General features: G+C 34.6%; 15 protein-coding genes. 9 read left to right on the top strand and 6 right to left on the bottom strand.

The window, feature by feature from the left end; all coding sequences use genetic code 11:
- Positions 1–91: 91 nt before the first annotated feature.
- The gene (locus LB449_RS07375; protein WP_224454456.1) at positions 92–1,678 is read right to left on the bottom strand and encodes a peptide chain release factor 3; all 1,587 of its coding nucleotides are present in this window, start codon (positions 1,676–1,678) and stop codon (positions 92–94) included.
- A gap of 125 nt (positions 1,679–1,803) precedes the next feature.
- Here LB449_RS07375 and LB449_RS07370 point away from each other — a divergent pair, with 125 nt between their 5' ends.
- The 8 genes from LB449_RS07370 (at position 1,804) to LB449_RS07330 (ending at position 12,041) form a co-directional block, all read left to right on the top strand.
- Positions 1,804–6,006, top strand: a complete 4,203-nt coding sequence (locus LB449_RS07370; protein WP_224454455.1) for an SdrD B-like domain-containing protein — start codon at positions 1,804–1,806, stop codon at positions 6,004–6,006.
- A 9-nt stretch (positions 6,007–6,015) separates the two neighbouring features.
- Complete coding sequence (locus tag LB449_RS07365; RefSeq protein WP_394372311.1) at positions 6,016–6,951, top strand: PorP/SprF family type IX secretion system membrane protein; 936 nt, start codon at positions 6,016–6,018, stop codon at positions 6,949–6,951.
- Between the two features lie 2 nt (positions 6,952–6,953).
- The gene (locus LB449_RS14035) at positions 6,954–9,251 is read left to right on the top strand and encodes an OmpA family protein (RefSeq protein WP_317196207.1); all 2,298 of its coding nucleotides are present in this window, start codon (positions 6,954–6,956) and stop codon (positions 9,249–9,251) included.
- A gap of 103 nt (positions 9,252–9,354) precedes the next feature.
- Positions 9,355–9,891: an isopentenyl-diphosphate Delta-isomerase gene (idi, locus tag LB449_RS07350; RefSeq protein WP_224454453.1), complete on the top strand. Its 537-nt coding sequence runs from the start codon at positions 9,355–9,357 to the stop codon at positions 9,889–9,891.
- 4 nt (positions 9,892–9,895) lie between these two features.
- Positions 9,896–10,306, top strand: coding sequence for a 6-pyruvoyl trahydropterin synthase family protein (locus LB449_RS07345; protein ID WP_224454452.1), 411 nt, complete (start codon positions 9,896–9,898; stop codon positions 10,304–10,306).
- 1 nt (position 10,307) lies between these two features.
- Positions 10,308–10,763, top strand: a complete 456-nt coding sequence (locus LB449_RS07340) for a peroxiredoxin (protein ID WP_224454451.1) — start codon at positions 10,308–10,310, stop codon at positions 10,761–10,763.
- Positions 10,763–11,731, top strand: coding sequence for a type I phosphomannose isomerase catalytic subunit (locus LB449_RS07335; RefSeq protein WP_224454450.1), 969 nt, complete (start codon positions 10,763–10,765; stop codon positions 11,729–11,731). The genes LB449_RS07340 and LB449_RS07335 overlap by 1 nt, the downstream gene beginning before the upstream one ends.
- 43 nt (positions 11,732–11,774) lie before the next feature.
- Positions 11,775–12,041, top strand: a complete 267-nt coding sequence (locus LB449_RS07330; RefSeq protein ID WP_224454449.1) for a hypothetical protein — start codon at positions 11,775–11,777, stop codon at positions 12,039–12,041.
- Positions 12,042–12,171: 130 nt separating this feature from the next.
- Here LB449_RS07330 and LB449_RS07325 read toward each other — a convergent pair whose 3' ends face one another.
- From LB449_RS07325 to LB449_RS07315, 3 genes are read right to left on the bottom strand one after another with little or no spacing between them, the layout of a single operon-like run.
- Positions 12,172–12,918, bottom strand: a complete 747-nt coding sequence (locus LB449_RS07325; RefSeq protein ID WP_224454448.1) for a DUF4369 domain-containing protein — start codon at positions 12,916–12,918, stop codon at positions 12,172–12,174.
- 11 nt (positions 12,919–12,929) lie between these two features.
- Positions 12,930–14,195, bottom strand: coding sequence for a DUF819 family protein (locus LB449_RS07320; protein ID WP_224454447.1), 1,266 nt, complete (start codon positions 14,193–14,195; stop codon positions 12,930–12,932).
- 49 nt (positions 14,196–14,244) lie between these two features.
- Positions 14,245–15,051: an HAD family hydrolase gene (locus tag LB449_RS07315; protein ID WP_224454446.1), complete on the bottom strand. Its 807-nt coding sequence runs from the start codon at positions 15,049–15,051 to the stop codon at positions 14,245–14,247.
- A gap of 158 nt (positions 15,052–15,209) precedes the next feature.
- Between LB449_RS07315 and LB449_RS07310 the strand changes: the two genes are divergently transcribed.
- The gene (locus tag LB449_RS07310) at positions 15,210–15,977 is read left to right on the top strand and encodes a S1/P1 nuclease (protein ID WP_224454445.1); all 768 of its coding nucleotides are present in this window, start codon (positions 15,210–15,212) and stop codon (positions 15,975–15,977) included.
- Positions 15,978–15,991: 14 nt separating this feature from the next.
- Here LB449_RS07310 and LB449_RS07305 read toward each other — a convergent pair whose 3' ends face one another.
- Positions 15,992–16,270 (bottom strand): TIGR03643 family protein, encoded by a 279-nt coding sequence (locus LB449_RS07305; RefSeq protein WP_224454444.1) that lies wholly within the window; start codon positions 16,268–16,270, stop codon positions 15,992–15,994.
- Between the two features lie 3 nt (positions 16,271–16,273).
- A complete protein-coding gene (locus LB449_RS07300; RefSeq protein WP_224454443.1) occupies positions 16,274–16,621 on the bottom strand; it encodes a DoxX family protein in 348 nt (115 codons plus the stop codon).
- Positions 16,622–17,013 lie beyond the last annotated feature (392 nt).

The raw sequence follows: 17,013 nt of genomic DNA, 5'->3' as shown, positions 1-17,013 counted from the left end.
ATCTCCCTCAACACAAACCTGAGAGGTGTACAAAGGGAGATAATAAGAATATCGATCTTTATAGCCAGAGAATTATACCCTCAATGAGGATTTAAAACTCTGAAGTAAAGTGAAAAATGATATTAGGATACTTCTGTTGAGTCATTTGCAAAGAAAATTCTGAATCTGCCAAAAACACCAGCTGATCAGCTTTATCCTTGGCTAGAAACTTAGACTTTACGCGTTTAAACTCCTTAAATTCCTCACTTTTCGGATCTTTAGGTTCTATCCAGCAGGCTTTATGCACATTGATATTTTCGTAAGAACACTTGGCACCGTACTCATGTTCCAATCTATATTGAATCACTTCGTATTGAAGAGCGTCTACGGTACCAATAATTTTACGGTTATTGAGTTCCAAGGTGAATAACTGTGCAACGCCTTCATCCATCAACTGCTCAACACCTTTGTTAAGCTGTTTGGATTTCATGGGGTCGGCGTTATTGATGTATCTGAAGTGTTCTGGAGAAAAATTTGGTATTCCTTTGTATTGAAGAATTTCACCTTCAGTGAGCGTGTCTCCGATTTTAAAAGTTCCTGTATCGTGAAGTCCTACGATATCGCCCGGAAACATTTCATCTACGATCTCTTTGCGTTCAGCGAAAAAGGCATTGGGACTGGAAAATTTTAGATTTTTTTTACTTCTGACGTGAAGATAAGGCTTGTTTCTTTCAAATTTGCCAGAGACCACCTTTACAAAAGCTAATCGATCTCGATGTCGAGGATCCATATTGGCATGAATTTTAAAGACAAAGCCTGTGAACTTATCCTCCTCTGGTCTTATTTCTCTGATGTCACTTTGCTTGGGTCTTGGAGGGGGAGCGATGTGAATAAAGCAATCAAGTAACTCTCGCACTCCAAAGTTGTTAAGAGCTGAGCCAAAAAATACAGGCTGCAGTTCTCCTCTTTTATATTGATCGATATCAAATTCCGGATAAACCCCCTGTGCTAGTTCGAGTTCATCTCTTAGGGTGTTGGCAGAATCAGTACCTATAAGTTCATCAATTTCATCTGTTGTTAAATCACTTACCTGAACCGTTTCTTCAATGTCCTTTTTAGGATCACCAGTGAAGAGGTTGACATTTTTCTCCCAGATGTTGTAAATACCTTTAAAGTCATAACCCATTCCGATAGGAAAACTTAAAGGCGTCACATGAAGCCCGAGTTTTTGCTCAATTTCATCTAGGAGTTCAAAGGCATCTTTACCTTCTCTATCCATCTTATTGATGAATACTATAATAGGTATGTTGCGCATGCGGCAAACTTTGACAAGTTTTTCCGTCTGTTCTTCTACTCCTTTAGCGACATCTATCACTACAATAACGCTGTCTACAGCAGTTAATGTTCTAAAAGTATCCTCAGCAAAATCCTTGTGACCAGGAGTATCAAGAATATTGATTTTAATGTTTTTATACTCAAATCCTAGAACAGAAGTGGCTACCGAAATTCCTCTTTGGCGTTCAATTTCCATAAAGTCACTCGTAGCAGTTTTCTTTATTTTATTGGACTTTACAGCGCCTGCTTCCTGAATAGCGCCTCCAAAAAGGAGCAGTTTTTCTGTTAAAGTCGTCTTACCAGCATCGGGATGAGAGACAATACCAAATGTTCTTCGGCGATTGATTTCCTTATTTATTTTCATGCTGCAAACTTAATTTTTTATAGTCTGAAATCAATCATATTCACCTGTTTATTGATGATTTTTGCTTAAAAAAATCAAAATACTTTAATATCTTTAATCTATATTTGTGTTAAACTATCTATTACATGAGAATAACTACTTCATCTCTTATATTCTTTTTTGTATTGGTTTTTCAAAGTTTTTTTGTGAATGCACAAGAAGAAAAATCATATTTGCCTAATCCTTTTCAGGAACTCATGCAAGTACTCAATGCCTCGGGTACAGTTGAGGGGTTTATTTATTCAGATTTTAATGGTAATGGAACTCAAGATACTGGAGAGCCAGGAATTGAAGGCGTTCGTGTGATAATCGTAAACTCTAATGGGAATGGACAAACGACTTTGACCAACTCAGACGGAATTTGGTCAACACAAGTTGTAGAAGGAAACGCCAATATTATAACAGATTTATCTAGCTTACTGCCAGGGTTCTTGCAAACTGAAGGCACAGACCCAAGTAATGTATTGGTAATTGCAGATGAAACAGTTCAGGCAGAAGCCAAAGGTTACGCTTTCCAAGGGGATGCTACCGGTCATTTATATTTTGATACCAACGGAAATGGAGTACAGGATTCTTTGGAGTTGGATATGCCAGATATAGATCTACTTATTACAGACCAATATGGAAATTCACAAACAATATCTACAGATGTTAATGGGGATTGGTTAGCAACAGTATTATTTGGTCCGGTTGAAGTCAATGTTGAAGTGGGTGATTCTGATTTTCCCACTGGAGCTTTCCAGACTGAAGGCGATAATCCATCAATTCATGAAATCCCCAATGGTGAGGTGACTTTTACGGAGAATGATGGATTCTTTGAATCAGGAATTCTTTCCGGAATTTTATATTTTGACGATAATGGTAGTAGTGACCAAGATACTGGAGAACAAGGAATTGCGAACGTTCTAGTGGAAATTGTAACCTCTCAGGGTGATACTATAAACTTGACTACAGGTGGAGATGGATCTTGGAGTACCAGAGTCCCTATTGGAACAACCGTTTCTCTGATTGATGAAGCAGATCCCGATTTTCCAACTGGATCCTCTCAAACTGAAGGATCTAATCCAACGTCAACAGATGTTTTAAATGGTGAAACCTATGAAGAGTTTGATGGCTTTTTAGGTTCTGGAATTCTAAGAGGTCACTTGTATTTTGATGAGAATGGGAATGGAACTCAGGATGTTGGAGAGCCAGACATGTCAGAAGTTGATGTTGAAATTATAGATTCTTTTGGTGATGTAACTTTATTAGAATCTGATGTAAATGGTGATTGGGAAATTGAAGTCCCAGCTGGAAATACATTTTCTAATATTATACAACTAGACCCAGATTTTCCTCAAGGAGCAACACAGACCGAAGGCACAGATCCTACTTTAACACAAGTTATTGCTGGTGAAACTATTTTATCTGATAATGATGGGTGGTTTGAGGTAGATCCAGAATTAGAGGGAACACTTCTTGGGCATTTATATATAGATACTAATGGAAACGGAACTCAGGATGGTGGAGAACCTGATTTGCAAAATATAGATGTTCAAATTACAGATGTTTTTGGAGAAATTACACTTTTAGAGACAGATTCTAATGGAGATTGGTCAATTCTAGTTCCATCTGGAAATACAACTTCAGATATTCTACAAAATGATCCGGATTTTCCTCAAGGAGCTGTTCAAACTGAAGGTATAGATCCTACAACAACTTTTGTCCCTGTTGATGACTCCGTCCTATCTGATAATGATGGTTTTTTTGTTCCAGATCCAAATTTATTTGGAATACTGGAAGGTCACCTTTATTTCGATGACAATGGAAATGGAATTCAGGATGTAGGTGAACCAGATATGCCTAACGTAGATGTTGAAATCATTGACGTTTTTGGAGACGTCTCACTTTTAGAAGCAGATATTAATGGGGATTGGTCAATAGAAGTTCCAGCTGGAAATACTTTTTCTAATATAGATCAACAAGACCCAGATTTTCCGACAGGAGCAACACAAACCCAAGGAACAGATCCGTCTTTAACTCTAGTTGTTGCAGACGAGATTACTCTTTCAGATATCGATGGATTCTTTAATCTAGATCCTAATTTGCTAGGGACTTTACTGGGGCATTTATACTTCGATACCAATGGAAATGGGAACCAGGAAATTGGTGAGCCAGACATGCCAGATGTAGAGGTTGAGATCACTGATGCTTTTGGTGATGTGACTGTAATCGAGACTAATGCTAATGGTGATTGGTCAATTGAAGTTCCAGCAGGGAATACAATATCTAATGTAAATCAAGATGATCCAGATTTTCCCGTAGGTGCAGTTCAGACTGAAGGAACAGACCCAACAACTACCTTTGTGCTTGCTAACGATACAGTGTTATCCGATAATGATGGTTTCTTCAACAATGATCCTGATTTATTAGGTACGCTTTCAGGCCATCTTTATATAGATACCAATGGAAATGGAAATCAGGAATCTGGTGAACCTGATTTAGAAAACATTGAAATTGTAATAACAGATTCTTTTGGAGATAATGGTTCAGTAATTACAGATGCTAATGGAAACTGGTCAATCCAAGTTCCTGCTGGAAATACAATTTCAGATATAAATCAGCAGGACTCAGATTTCCCTCAAGGAGCTACACAAACTCAAGGTACAGATCCTACTACAACCTTTGTAACTGTTGGAAATACAACATTTTCTGAAGATGATGGTTTTTTTGTCCAGGATCCAAATTTAAACGGAATCCTTACAGGTCATCTTTATTTTGATGATAATGGTAACGGAGTACAAGACGTTGGAGAGCCTGATATGCCTGACGTAGATTTAGAAATTATAGATGTTTTTGGCGTTGTCACTTTAATCTCAACAGATGTAAATGGTGACTGGTCCATAGAGGTTCCGGCAGGAAACACATTTTCTAATATAGATCAGCAAGATCCTGATTTTCCATCTGGTGCTGTACAAACCGAGGGAACAGATCCTTCGTTGACATTCGTAATTGCAGATGCCGTAACATTATCTGATAATGATGGATATTTTGTACAAAATCCTGATGTAACTGGAACGCTTTCGGGCCACCTTTACTTTGATAATAATAATGACAGTATTCAAAACAACGATGAACCCAATATGCCGAATGTTTCAATTCAAATTGTTGATGGTGATGGAGTTTCACAGAGTATAGTAACAGATGATAATGGTGATTGGACGACTACTGTTGCAGAAGGTGACGTGACATCTACTATTGATAAAAATGATCCCGATTTTCCTGCTGGTGCAACACAAACAGAAGGATCAGATCCTACAATAACAACAATCAATGCCGGAGATAATTTTTCTGAAGAACCAGACGGTTTTTTCACTCCAAATCAAACTGGAATTTTAAGCGGGATTGTTTATGAGGACCTTAATGGTAATGGAGCTCAAGACGGTAATGAAATTGGTATAGAAGGTGTTGAGGTTGAAATTTTAGAATCTGATGGTGAGATCACAAGTGTAACAACCAACATAAATGGTCAATGGTCAACTCTAGTAAAAATTGGGCAAACAACATCAAGCATAGATGAAAGTAGTTCCAACTTTCCAATAGATGCCATTCAAACTCAAGGCACCAATCCTACAACCACATTTGTAGCATCAGATTCAACTATTAATGAAGTTCCTGACGGATTTTTTGTTGAAGAAACAACTGGTACCTTGACAGGTCGTCTTTATTACGATGATAATGCTAATGAAGCACAAGACGCCAATGAAGATGGTATTTCTAACATCAGTATTTCGATAACAGATATAAATGGAAATGTATTTGAAACAGAAACAGATACTAATGGTGATTGGTCTATAGAAGTCTTGGCCGGTGAAACCATTTCAAAAATTGACACTGAGGATATTGATTTCCCAACTAATGTTTCTCAAACGGAAGGAACTGATCCGACAACGGCCCTAGTTATTTCAGGTCAGGTTATTAATTCTGATAATGATGGATTTTTTATTGATGACATTGAAATATTTAATGCGGTTGGTTCTGAAGGAAATCAATTAAACGAGTTTTTCAGAATAAAAGGAATTGAGAATTATCCTGAAAACTCTGTTCAAATATTCAATAGACAAGGAATGAAGGTATATGATGCCGAAGGCTATGACAACGGAGAAGTGAAATTCAATGGTTTTAGTGATGGGGATGTCACAATACAGAGAGATAAAAGACTTCCAACCGGCACCTATTTTTACATTCTTAATTATGTGAATAGATTGGGTGAACCCTTGAGGAGAAACGGATATTTACATTTAAATTAATAATGAATGATGACTAAAAGTCGATTTCTATATACGAGCCTAGCAGTTTTATTCCTTTTATTAGGGCTTAGAAGCCATGCCCAACAGGACCCAAACTTTACTCAATATATGTATAATACTATAAGCATCAATCCGGCCTATGCGGGATCACGAGATGTTTTGAGTGCAAGTGTTTTGCATAGGTCACAATGGCTTGGATTTGATGGTGCACCAACTTCACAAACTCTTTCCGCTCATTCACCCATAAAAGATGGACAAATGGGATTGGGCTTTAATGTGGTAAATGATAAGATTGGTGTTATGCAAGAAACAGATATCAATGCAGTTTACAGCTATGCTATTGAGGTTTCAAGATATACCAAACTCTCATTTGGTATAAATGCTGGTGTCAATATGCTTAACGTAGATTACAATGATTTAAACAGGTTTGACAACACAGATCCTGAATTTTTAAATAATATTGAAAATAAATTTTCACCACAAGTAGGTCTTGGTGCATTACTTTATAACGATCAATATTTTGTTGGTCTTAGCGTCCCTGCTTTATTAAGAACAGATCGTTTTTCCGATAGTAATATTGCCGATGCAACTGTAAGAGATCGCTTACATTATTACTTAACAGCAGGGTTAGTTTTTGATATCAGTCCCTCACTTAAATTTAAACCATCAATATTGATGAGACATGTAAGTGGATCTCCTTTGCTAGCTGAATTATCTTCAAACTTTTTAATAAACGATAAATTTACAGCTGGTGTTGCTTATAGATTGAACTCAGCATTTTCAGGACTTTTTGCTTTTCAAGTTAGCGATTCCATATTATTAGGTTTAGCTTATGATAGAGATACGTCAACATTTTCAAGCTACAATGATGGGTCGCTTGAATTTTTCGCGAGGTTTGAGCTTTTTAAGAAGTATAAAAGGATGTATACCCCAAGATTTTTTTAATTATGAAATTTAACTATAGATATTTAATTCTTATTGCTGCATTTTTTGTTGGTAGTGCAACTTATTCTCAAGTTGATAAACTTAAAGAAGCTGATAAGATGTTTGAAGGTTATGCTTTCATCGATGCTCAAAAAATATATCTTGAGGTGGCTAAAAGCGGCTTCGAATCAGAGAATCTTTTTAAGAAACTTGGTGACTCATACTATTTCAATAACGATCAGGAGAGTGCACTAGAGTGGTATAAGAAATTGTATCAATTAAATCCAAATCCACCTAAAGAATACTTATTCAGATATGCACAATCGCTCAAAAGCGTAAAAAAATACGACCAATCAGATCAAATCATGCTTGAGTTTGATGCACTAAATGACACAGATAGTAGAGTTTCAAAATTAAAACGAGAGCGAAATTACTTGGAACTTATTGATATGCAATCAGGAAGGTTTAGTATCAATTCACTTCCAATTAATTCTGAATATTCCGAATTCTCTCCTTCTTTTTATGGAGATGCAAAATTAGTATTCGCATCAAACAGACCTGTTTCGTCATCAGTAAAACGTGTTCACGAATGGAATAATCAACCTTATCTAAATTTATATAGTGTCGACATATCAGATTCTTTAGATATAGAATCAGAACCCGTTAACTTCTCAGAAACTTTAAATTCTAAATTTCATGAGTCTTCTGCTGTATTCACAAGCGATGGAAACACAGTTTACTTCACAAGGAATAATTTTTCAGGAAATAAATTGAATCGTGGTGAAGACGGTGTAAGTTATTTGAAACTATTCAAATCAAATTTGAACTCAGAAAATGAATGGACTAAGCCTCAGGAGCTCCCTTTCAACAGCGATAACTATTCTGTTGCTCATCCCTCTTTAAGCAACGATGATCAAACATTATACTTTTCCTCAGATATGCAGGATACTAGAGGAATGTCAGATATTTTTAGAGTCAATATCTTAGGAAACAATACTTATAGTAATCCTGAAAATTTAGGTGACCTTATCAATACTGAAGGGCGGGAGAGCTTTCCTTTCATCAGCAAAGATAATTTGCTTTATTTTTCATCGGATGGCCATCTTGGATTAGGTGGATTGGATGTTTTTGTTGCTGTTATCAAAAATAACGGAGAATTAGGTGACGTTTTTAATTTAGGGAGACCCATCAATAGCAACAAAGATGATTTCAGTTTTATAATTAATTCAAGGCTTAAAAAGGGTTTTTTTGCTTCCAATAGGGGTGAAGGTGATTCTAATGATAACTTGTATTCAGTCACTCAACTACAAAAGCTTATGACCGCTTGTTCTCAGGTGCTCAACGGTAAAATCTTTACAACAGATGGAGAAGAAGCTCTCGCAGATGCTAAAGTTGAGCTCTTTGATGAAGATTTAAATTTATTAAAAACAACTACTACAGATTCTGAAGGCTTTTATCAATTTGAAGTGGATTGCGATACCCGCTATGTAGTGAGAGTATCTAAAGATGGATTTGCTACGATTGAAGAATTAGTGAGTACAAATTCTGATTTCGGAACTGAAAACTCACTTGATTTCAGTGCTCAAACAGGAGATGAACTTGGTGTTACTAAAGCTGATAAGGGTGATGATTTGAGTCAGTTATTGCAATTAGACCCTATCTATTTTGACATTGATAAGTTTCAGATTCGTCAAGATGCTGAGGTTGAATTACAGAAAATTGTAGCAGTTATAAAGTCTTATCCTGAAATGCGAATAGATGTAAGGTCACATACAGATAGCAGAGCAGGAGATGCCTATAACCAAATCTTATCAGATAAACGTGCTACTGCAACACAAGATTACATTATTGATAAAGCTGGAATAAGTGAAGATAGAATTTCGGGAAGAGGTTATGGAGAAACCGAGCTAGTTAATGACTGTTCTAACGGTATTGATTGCTCAGAAGATGAACATGCTCTCAATAGAAGATCGGAATTCATAATATTAAATGATAATGAAACACCTGAAGATATTCGAAATGAAATTTTAGCGTCGGAAAATAAAAAAGTGGATAGTCCTAAAAATTCTTCTTACTATGATTTTGAAAATTCTAATGAAGAAATCTTTACAGTCCAAATAGGAGCTTTTGGTAAAAACTCCAATGTAGAATTCGATAATGTTAAAAATGTTTTTAGCTATGTTTATAGTGATGGTTACAAACGATATTTTTCTTCAGTTTTTCCAACCAGGAATCAAGCTGATGCTTACAAGATAGAATTAAGAAATAAAGGAGTGGAAGGTGCTTTTGTTGTTGGTCTTCGGGGTAAAAGTCGATTTTAGAATCTAAAGTTTAATTATTAAATAAATCATAAATAGCACTTTTTGAACAAAGGTGCTTTTCTTATTTGTATCCAGATACAAGTTATTTTGTATTTTTGGATTTATGACAGATAGCACTTCAAATTACGTAATCTTAGTAGATGAAAATGATAATCCACTAGGTACCATGGAAAAGATTGAGGCACACGAGAAAGCTGAGCTTCATCGTGCATTTTCAGTATTTATATACAATTCCAAAAATGAATTAATGCTTCAACAAAGAGCTTTGTCAAAATACCACACACCAGGTTTATGGACAAATACATGTTGTAGTCACCAAAAATTAAATGAAACTAATATAGAGGCTGGGAAAAGACGACTTCAAGAAGAAATGGGTTTTAGTACAGATCTTCAAGAAACAATATCCTTTATTTATAAAGCTCCATTTGAAAATGGTTTAACCGAGCACGAATATGATTATATCCTTGTCGGTGAATACAATGATGAACCGCAACCTAATCCCGATGAGGTCAATGCATGGAAATGGATGAAACTTGAAGACATTGAAGTAGACATCAAGAAAAATCCAAGTAATTATACTGAGTGGTTCAAAATTATTTTTGCGAAGCATAAAAATGAAATGATAAAATCTTCAACATAAGCATATGAAAGTTACAGTACACCGCAAAGCTCATTTTAATGCCGCGCATAGATTATACAGGAAAGATTGGACCTTTGAGAAGAATGAAGAAATCTTCGGTAAATGTAATAATCCACAGTATCATGGTCATAATTACGAGCTTATAGCTTCTGTAACTGGTGAAATTGATCCAGAAACTGGATACGTTATAGATGTGAAAATTTTAAAGGATCTTATTAAATCTGAGGTAGAAGATGCGTTTGATCATAAAAATTTGAACGAACAGGTCCCAGAATTTGAAAACTTGAATCCAACTGCAGAAAATATAGCAGTAGTGATTTGGAACAAACTAAAACCAAAATTAAAAGAGAGCCATGAGTTAGAAATTACACTCTACGAAACTCCTCGAAATTTTGTAACCTATAAAGGAGAGTAAGATGTCATTAGAAAAAGGAGAAAAAGTATCACATTTTGAACTTAAGGATCAAAACGGAAATGATTTTGATTCAAAGGAAATTATTGGTAAAAAACCTGTTGTGATTTATTTCTATCCAAAAGATTTTACACCTGGTTGTACAAAAGAGGCATGTAATTTTAGAGATAGCTACGAGGATTTCAAAGAAGCTGGAGCAGAAGTAATCGGTATAAGCAACGACTCAGAAAAGTCTCATTCAAAATTTGCAAAAAAACACAATCTTCCTTTTATTTTACTTTCGGACTCCAATGGTAAAGTGAGAAAAAAATTTGGCATTAAAAAAAGTCTACTTGGATTGGTTCCAGGCAGAGAAACTTTTGTCATCGATGGTGAAGGTAAAGTGATTTTTAAATTCAATAGCCTAGATGCTTCAAAACACATGAAAAAAGCATTGAATGCGGTTAAAAAAATAGATTAGTGTTATATCCCTTAAAATTCACACCCATTCTAAAAGAAAAAATTTGGGGAGGTTACAGATTTCATTCGAAAACTAATCAAAACTTAGGTAATAAGAAAATAGGTGAAAGTTGGGAAATAAGCGGTGTTAAAAATGAAATTTCCATTGTTGAAAACGGAGATTTAAAAGGTAAAACCCTTGAAGAATTAATCACCGAATTTAAAGATCAGTTACTAGGCAAGTCTGTATATCAAAGATTCAATGCTCAATTTCCAATTCTGATAAAATTTATTGAAGCCAAAGACAATCTTTCAGTTCAATTGCATCCAGATGATCAACTAGCGAAAAAACGTCACAACAGTTTCGGGAAAACTGAAATGTGGTACATCATAGAATCTGAAAATAACGCTAAGTTAATATTAGATTTCAAAGATAATCTTTCAATTAAAAAACTTAAGGATGTATTAAGGTCAGGGAAAATTGAAAATTCCCTTAATTCAATCAATGTAAAAGAAGGAGATGCTTTTTTTATAAAGCCTGGTTTGGTTCATGCCATAGGAGCAGGAGTATTGCTTGCTGAAATTCAACAGACATCAGACATCACTTATCGTATATATGATTGGAATAGAGTTGATGAGGAAGGTAATTCTAGAGAACTCCACACAGATCTTGCTCTTGAAGCCATTAATTTTGATAATAAATCAGATTTTAGAATTCGATATGATTCTGAGTTCAACACTAAAGTTTCATTGGTGGACACACCATATTTTAAAACTAAATTTTTGGAAATCAATAAGGATTTAAGCTTTGATTATTCAAAGGTTGATTCTTTTATCATTTTAATGAATGTAGGCCAGAATTCAGTTACAATTAGTCATCAGAATATCGACTATTCAATTCTTTCACAAGAAACAATTCTTATCCCAGCTTGTATTGATACTTTAGGTATAAAATCAGGAGGCACCAAACTTTTAGAAATTAGCATTTAGTTTTTTAAATTAGTTTACTTTTGCAAAAATTAATTTTTATAAAATGGCTAGTAAGAAGCAACTAAAAAAGGACCTTAATGACCGTTTCGGTGAAATCATCGACGGAGCATTAATCAACCAAGAGGCAAGTTCAGAAGATTTTAAAGAAAAAACTGAAGAGCTTGTAGACGATGTTATATCAGAATTTGATCAATTTGTTGAGCAAATCAACAAAAAAGATATTGAAGACAGAGGTAAGCATTTAAAATCTGTAAAAGAATCAATCAACAATAAAGCTGATGAGTTTATAAAAAGACTTAATAACTTTTAATTTCTTATTTAGGATTTAATTTCTTGACCTTCTAGGTTGAAATTTAAATCCTTTTCTTATTAACCTCGTAGGCATTTCTACGAGGTTTTTTTTATTTAAATTATTCAAATTAAAATTATTGAAAATCTCTTTAAGGGAGTTCTTCGATAACTTCAGTTTTCATACTCTCATCATCATTTTTCCTTCTTGCTTCGATGAGGTCTTTTAATCGTTTTCCATACAATGATTTCTTCACAGGTTTCTCCAAGGAGTTATAAACAGTGTCCAGATACTTAAGGTTTGCATCGAATGCCTCAGATAAGATGACATAAGGCGAAACTTCTAAATCTTTATTGTTCAGGGCGAAGTTGACAGTGTAAAGATATTTACGCTTCAGAATGGAATTGAATTTTCTATTTATACTATCAATTCTGCTTTCATCTTGAGACTTGTTAGCCTCAAAATTTTCTTCAATTAAATCTAGTCGCTGTGAATTAAATCGCTTTACTATTTCATTATATTCTTCTAGCTTCTTCTGGTTTTTGAATTCTGAGATAACCTCTAAATCCATTCCATAGTTTTTTAAAGTTGTAGTGATTCTAATTTCTCCTGGCTCAGCAAAGAAATTGATGAGTTCTGGATAATTAGAACCATTGTATCGCTCCAATTCTATAAACATGAGTTGTGGTTCTTCAATATATGTATTGAATGTAAATTCTGAAGACCCAGAAATTTGGATGGAATCTACATTCACTAAAGTTGAATCACTTATTTTTTGTAGGTAGATTTTCCCCTTTTTTAAACCAACAATATTGCCAGTAATCAATAGGTTTTCTTTGTCCTTTTGACACGACGTAAAAAGGATTGCAAGGATAGCGAGTGATAAAAAATGTTTCATGTATTGTTTAATTAAATATTTGATGAAATTTCCATTAGAATTGTACAACCTAGCGCTGCATAGGTACCAACAACGTAGCCGAATACAGCTAGTAATACGCCAACACTTGTAAGTGAAGGATGAAATGCAGAAGCGACTACTGGTGCAGAAGCTGCTCCACCAACATTGGCCTGGCTTCCTACCGCCAAAAAGAAATAAGGTGCTTTGATGACCTTTGCAACAATTATAAGCAATCCGGCGTGAATACTCATCCAGATCAATCCAATAAGAATCAATCCAGGGTTTTCAAACACGGCGGCCAAGTCCATTTTCATGCCTATTGTGGCAACAAGAAAGTAAATAAATATACTCCCAATTTTACTTGCACCAGCACCTTCATAAGACTTTGCTTTAGTAAACGATAGCCCAACGCCAAAAGCAGTTGAAATTGTAATCATCCAGAAAAATGTAGAAGAAAAAGATGCTAAAGCAGATGTTTTATCATTAAAAACCTCAAAGTTTGTGAGTAAAAATTCTGAAATATGCTCCGAAGCCCAATGAGAAAAACCTACAGCAAAAAATGCTATTCCAAGCATGATCATATAATCTTTAAGTTCAGGGGTTCTAGAAACACTTTTAGTGTATTGAGATACTTTTTCCTTCAGTTCTTCAATAGCAGAATTATCAGCTTTCAGCCATTTATCAATATTTTCAGACCTACCTATTCCGAGCAAGATGATTGCTAGCCAGAGGTTGGCAACAACGATATCAACCAAGACCATCCCACCGTATTTTTCAGGATTATATTTGAATATCTCTAGCATTGCTGCTTGATTTGCTCCTCCGCCTATCCAGCTCCCTGCAAGCGTAGAAAGTCCTCTCCAAACAGCATCAGGTCCGGCCCCTCCTACAGTTTCTGGGGAGAAAATGGAAATGATTAAAATCGCAATAGGTCCACCGATCACAATGCCGACGGTTCCTGTTAAAAACATGATCAGAGCCTTAAACCCTAAGTTTTTTATCGCTTTTAAGTCTATACTCAAAGTCATTAATACCAGAGAGGCTGGAAGGAAATATCTACTAGCAACAAAATAAAGTTGAGAAGTTGAGTCGCTTATGATATTCAAAGAATTGAAAATTGCAGGTATCAAATAACACATTAAAAGAGCAGGAACTACTTTGTAAAATTTATTCCAAAAGCCCGTTTTTTGACTAGAGGTAAAAAAAATCAATGCAATTGAAAGCATTAAAATGCCCAATACTGCTGCGTCATTGGTAATTAGCGGATTTTGATCCATTATTGAAATTTAGAGGGTAAAATTAAAAATTATTAGCAATTCTTAAAGCTTATCCCTTTTTAAAATAAGCGTTTAGGAAATTAGCAACACCATCTTCTTTTGCATTTTCAATGGTTTTATCGGCAATAAGTTTTACCTCTTCTTTTGCATTTCCTACTGCAACCCCAAGTCCAGATGCCTTAAGCATCTCTATGTCATTAAAGTTGTCTCCAAAACTCATCACTTCAGACATATTCAAACCAAATTCTGTTTCTAATAAAAATTCAATAGCAGAGCGTTTTGAAATCTGTTTAGGTGCAATCTCTATATAAGTGTCTTTTGATCTGTATAAATGAATATCATCAGAGAAGTTTTCAGACATAAGGTTGTAAAATTTTGTAATCAACTCAGCTTTACCCATGCACATGATCTTATGAGCACCAGTCTGATTAGTCTGCCATGCTTCCAAAACTTCATTATTAGACTTTATGGTAGGATTGACTTTAGTGTTGTTGGTTTCTCTTTCAGTCCAGTGATCCAGGTGAGGAGCGAACCAGTCATTAGTATTGTAAAGACTCAAATGCAGATGATTTTGATTGAGGTCCATGATTTTATCTACAACCTCAAAAGGAATTGTGGTGCTTTGTCTAATTTTATTATTTACCATAATCAATCCTCCATTGTATGCTACAATTGGATTATTTGTGATTTTCAATTGCTTTTGCAGATGATTCATTGCAGAAGGCATCCTTGAAGAAATAAGAACAATAGGTAGCTTATCTTTTAGTTTTGTAATTTCAAAAATCGTTTTTTTAGAAAGCTCTCGTTTCGCGTTGAGAAGAGTTCCATCGATATCACTGCAAATAAGCTTTATCATTTCTTTTTAGGTTGAATTTAATACTGCTCAAATTAAAGAGTTTAGATTGTAAGTTTATAACTTTTAGTAAGATTAATCCGGGTGTTTTGTTTGAGAATAAAATGAAGCCTTTGCGTTTACTTAAAACAATTCCATTTATATTTGAAAAAAAAATTGATATGAAATATTTACTAGCTTTTCTTATACTCTCTCAAACATTATTAGCGTCAGAAGATTGGGGGCAAAATGGTCACCGCACAGTCGGTGAAACTGCAGAGCAGTATTTAAAATCAAAAGCAAGTAGAAAAATAGACAGGATACTTAATGGACAATCTATTGCAGATGCTTCCACCTATGCAGATGAGATTAAGAGTGACAGAGCTTATGATAAATATAAGCCTTGGCATTATGCCAATATTCCTTTTGACCAAACGTATTCTGAAGCTGATAAAAATCCAAAGGGAGACATTGTATATGGAATAGAAGAGTGTATTCGAAATTTAAAATACGAAGAACTAAGTAAAGAAAAAGAGCAATTTTATCTAAAAATGCTAATTCATTTGGTCGGAGATATGCATCAGCCACTTCATTTTGGTCTTAAAGAAGACAAGGGCGCAAATGATTTTAAAGTAAAATGGTTTTATAATTCAACCAATCTTCACAGCGTTTGGGATACAAAGATGATCGAAAGTTATAATATGAGTTATACTGAGCTTGCGGAGAGTTTACCAGAATTAAGTAAAACAGAAATTAACGACATTAAGGCTGGAACTTTATTAGATTGGGTTGAAGAAAACAGAAATCTAACACGAGAAGTTTACAAATCGGCCGAAGCAAACGAGAACTTAAGCTATAGATACATGTATGATTGGTTTGGCGTATCTCAATTACAAATGAAAAAAGCAGGAATACGTCTAGCTGTAATTTTAAATGATATTTATTCTTAATTCTAAGCGATAATTTATCGCTTAGAAATTTTATTATGTGTTATTTGTTTTTGGCGAGAAGATTTGAATTTTTTCATCGAGTTTATTCTCAGTTTTTTATGCTTGGTAGCCCGTCCCTGAACACGTTTTCTCCACATTCTGAAGCTTGAAGGTTTCATTTCCTTCTGCATGATTTTTATAACATCACTCTCAGTCACTCCAAATTGGAATTCAATAGCTTCAAAGGGAGTTCGATCTTCCCATGCCATTTCAATAATTCTGTCTAGTTCTCTTTCTGTAAATTCTTTTTCCATAATTTATATATAAAGGTAAGCCCACCAGATTAAAACAAACTGAATAGGGATTCTTAAAATTAAAATCCATTTTGGCACTCCTGCAGCAAATTTACCGCCTCGTAACATATTAAAGTGTACAATAAAAAATACGAGCAACATCAATATGATACCGATTGCTGATATACTTCTAGTTTCTTGAAATAACAATCCAATACTAAGCGCTATTTCAATCCCTCCTGAAAGTAAGACAAGAAATTTCCTTGCTTTAAAAAACCTAGGCATTACTTTAATGTAAGCTTTAGGTTTTATAAAATGCATGATTCCTGCAAAAGCATACATTATTGACATTAATATAAGATCCAAATTCATACTGCAATTTAAAATTTTAAACTAGGAACAATTGAATCCTATGTTTTTTTAATCAATTTTTCACACGTCATTAGATATTAAATTATCTAAATAGTGATAGGAGAGGGAGTTAAGATGTAACCATAAAATCTTTCAAAAAAACCTTTAAAAAAGTTTGGTAGGAAGAGGAAAAGAGTTGTAGTTTTGCACCCCGCTAATTGAGGTATTGAGAGGAGATGTAAGGTAGGAGTAGAGATAATTTGAAGTTATTTTTACTTGTGAGGTTTGAAGATAAGTTGTAGTTTTGCCCTCCCGGAAAAATTTAGTTTTCGTTCATTAAAAGTTTTTATTTTTTTAAAATTATCACTTGTTAAATCAAAAATAAGTATTAGTTTTGCATCCGCTTAGAGAAA

Source organism: Psychroflexus lacisalsi (assembly GCF_020164495.1).
GTDB classification, from domain to species: Bacteria; Bacteroidota; Bacteroidia; order Flavobacteriales; family Flavobacteriaceae; genus Psychroflexus; species Psychroflexus lacisalsi.
The sequence above is the reverse complement of the archived record's forward strand: the minus strand, read 5'-3'. Positions and strand labels throughout refer to the sequence as shown.

Bases quoted from the DNA above. Each gene is read 5' to 3' on its own strand.
- LB449_RS07375 (WP_224454456.1), bottom strand. From the start codon at position 1,678: ATGAAAATAAATAAGGAAATCAATCGCCGAAGAACATTTGGTATTGTC.
- LB449_RS07370 (WP_224454455.1), top strand. From the start codon at position 1,804: ATGAGAATAACTACTTCATCTCTTATATTCTTTTTTGTATTGGTTTTT.
- LB449_RS07365 (WP_394372311.1), top strand. From the start codon at position 6,016: ATGACTAAAAGTCGATTTCTATATACGAGCCTAGCAGTTTTATTCCTT.
- LB449_RS14035 (WP_317196207.1), top strand. From the start codon at position 6,954: ATGAAATTTAACTATAGATATTTAATTCTTATTGCTGCATTTTTTGTT.
- idi (WP_224454453.1), top strand. From the start codon at position 9,355: ATGACAGATAGCACTTCAAATTACGTAATCTTAGTAGATGAAAATGAT.
- LB449_RS07345 (WP_224454452.1), top strand. From the start codon at position 9,896: ATGAAAGTTACAGTACACCGCAAAGCTCATTTTAATGCCGCGCATAGA.
- LB449_RS07340 (WP_224454451.1), top strand. From the start codon at position 10,308: ATGTCATTAGAAAAAGGAGAAAAAGTATCACATTTTGAACTTAAGGAT.
- LB449_RS07330 (WP_224454449.1), top strand. From the start codon at position 11,775: ATGGCTAGTAAGAAGCAACTAAAAAAGGACCTTAATGACCGTTTCGGT.
- LB449_RS07325 (WP_224454448.1), bottom strand. From the start codon at position 12,918: ATGAAACATTTTTTATCACTCGCTATCCTTGCAATCCTTTTTACGTCG.
- LB449_RS07320 (WP_224454447.1), bottom strand. From the start codon at position 14,195: ATGGATCAAAATCCGCTAATTACCAATGACGCAGCAGTATTGGGCATT.
- LB449_RS07315 (WP_224454446.1), bottom strand. From the start codon at position 15,051: ATGATAAAGCTTATTTGCAGTGATATCGATGGAACTCTTCTCAACGCG.
- LB449_RS07310 (WP_224454445.1), top strand. From the start codon at position 15,210: ATGAAATATTTACTAGCTTTTCTTATACTCTCTCAAACATTATTAGCG.
- LB449_RS07305 (WP_224454444.1), bottom strand. From the start codon at position 16,270: ATGGAAAAAGAATTTACAGAAAGAGAACTAGACAGAATTATTGAAATG.
- LB449_RS07300 (WP_224454443.1), bottom strand. From the start codon at position 16,621: ATGAATTTGGATCTTATATTAATGTCAATAATGTATGCTTTTGCAGGA.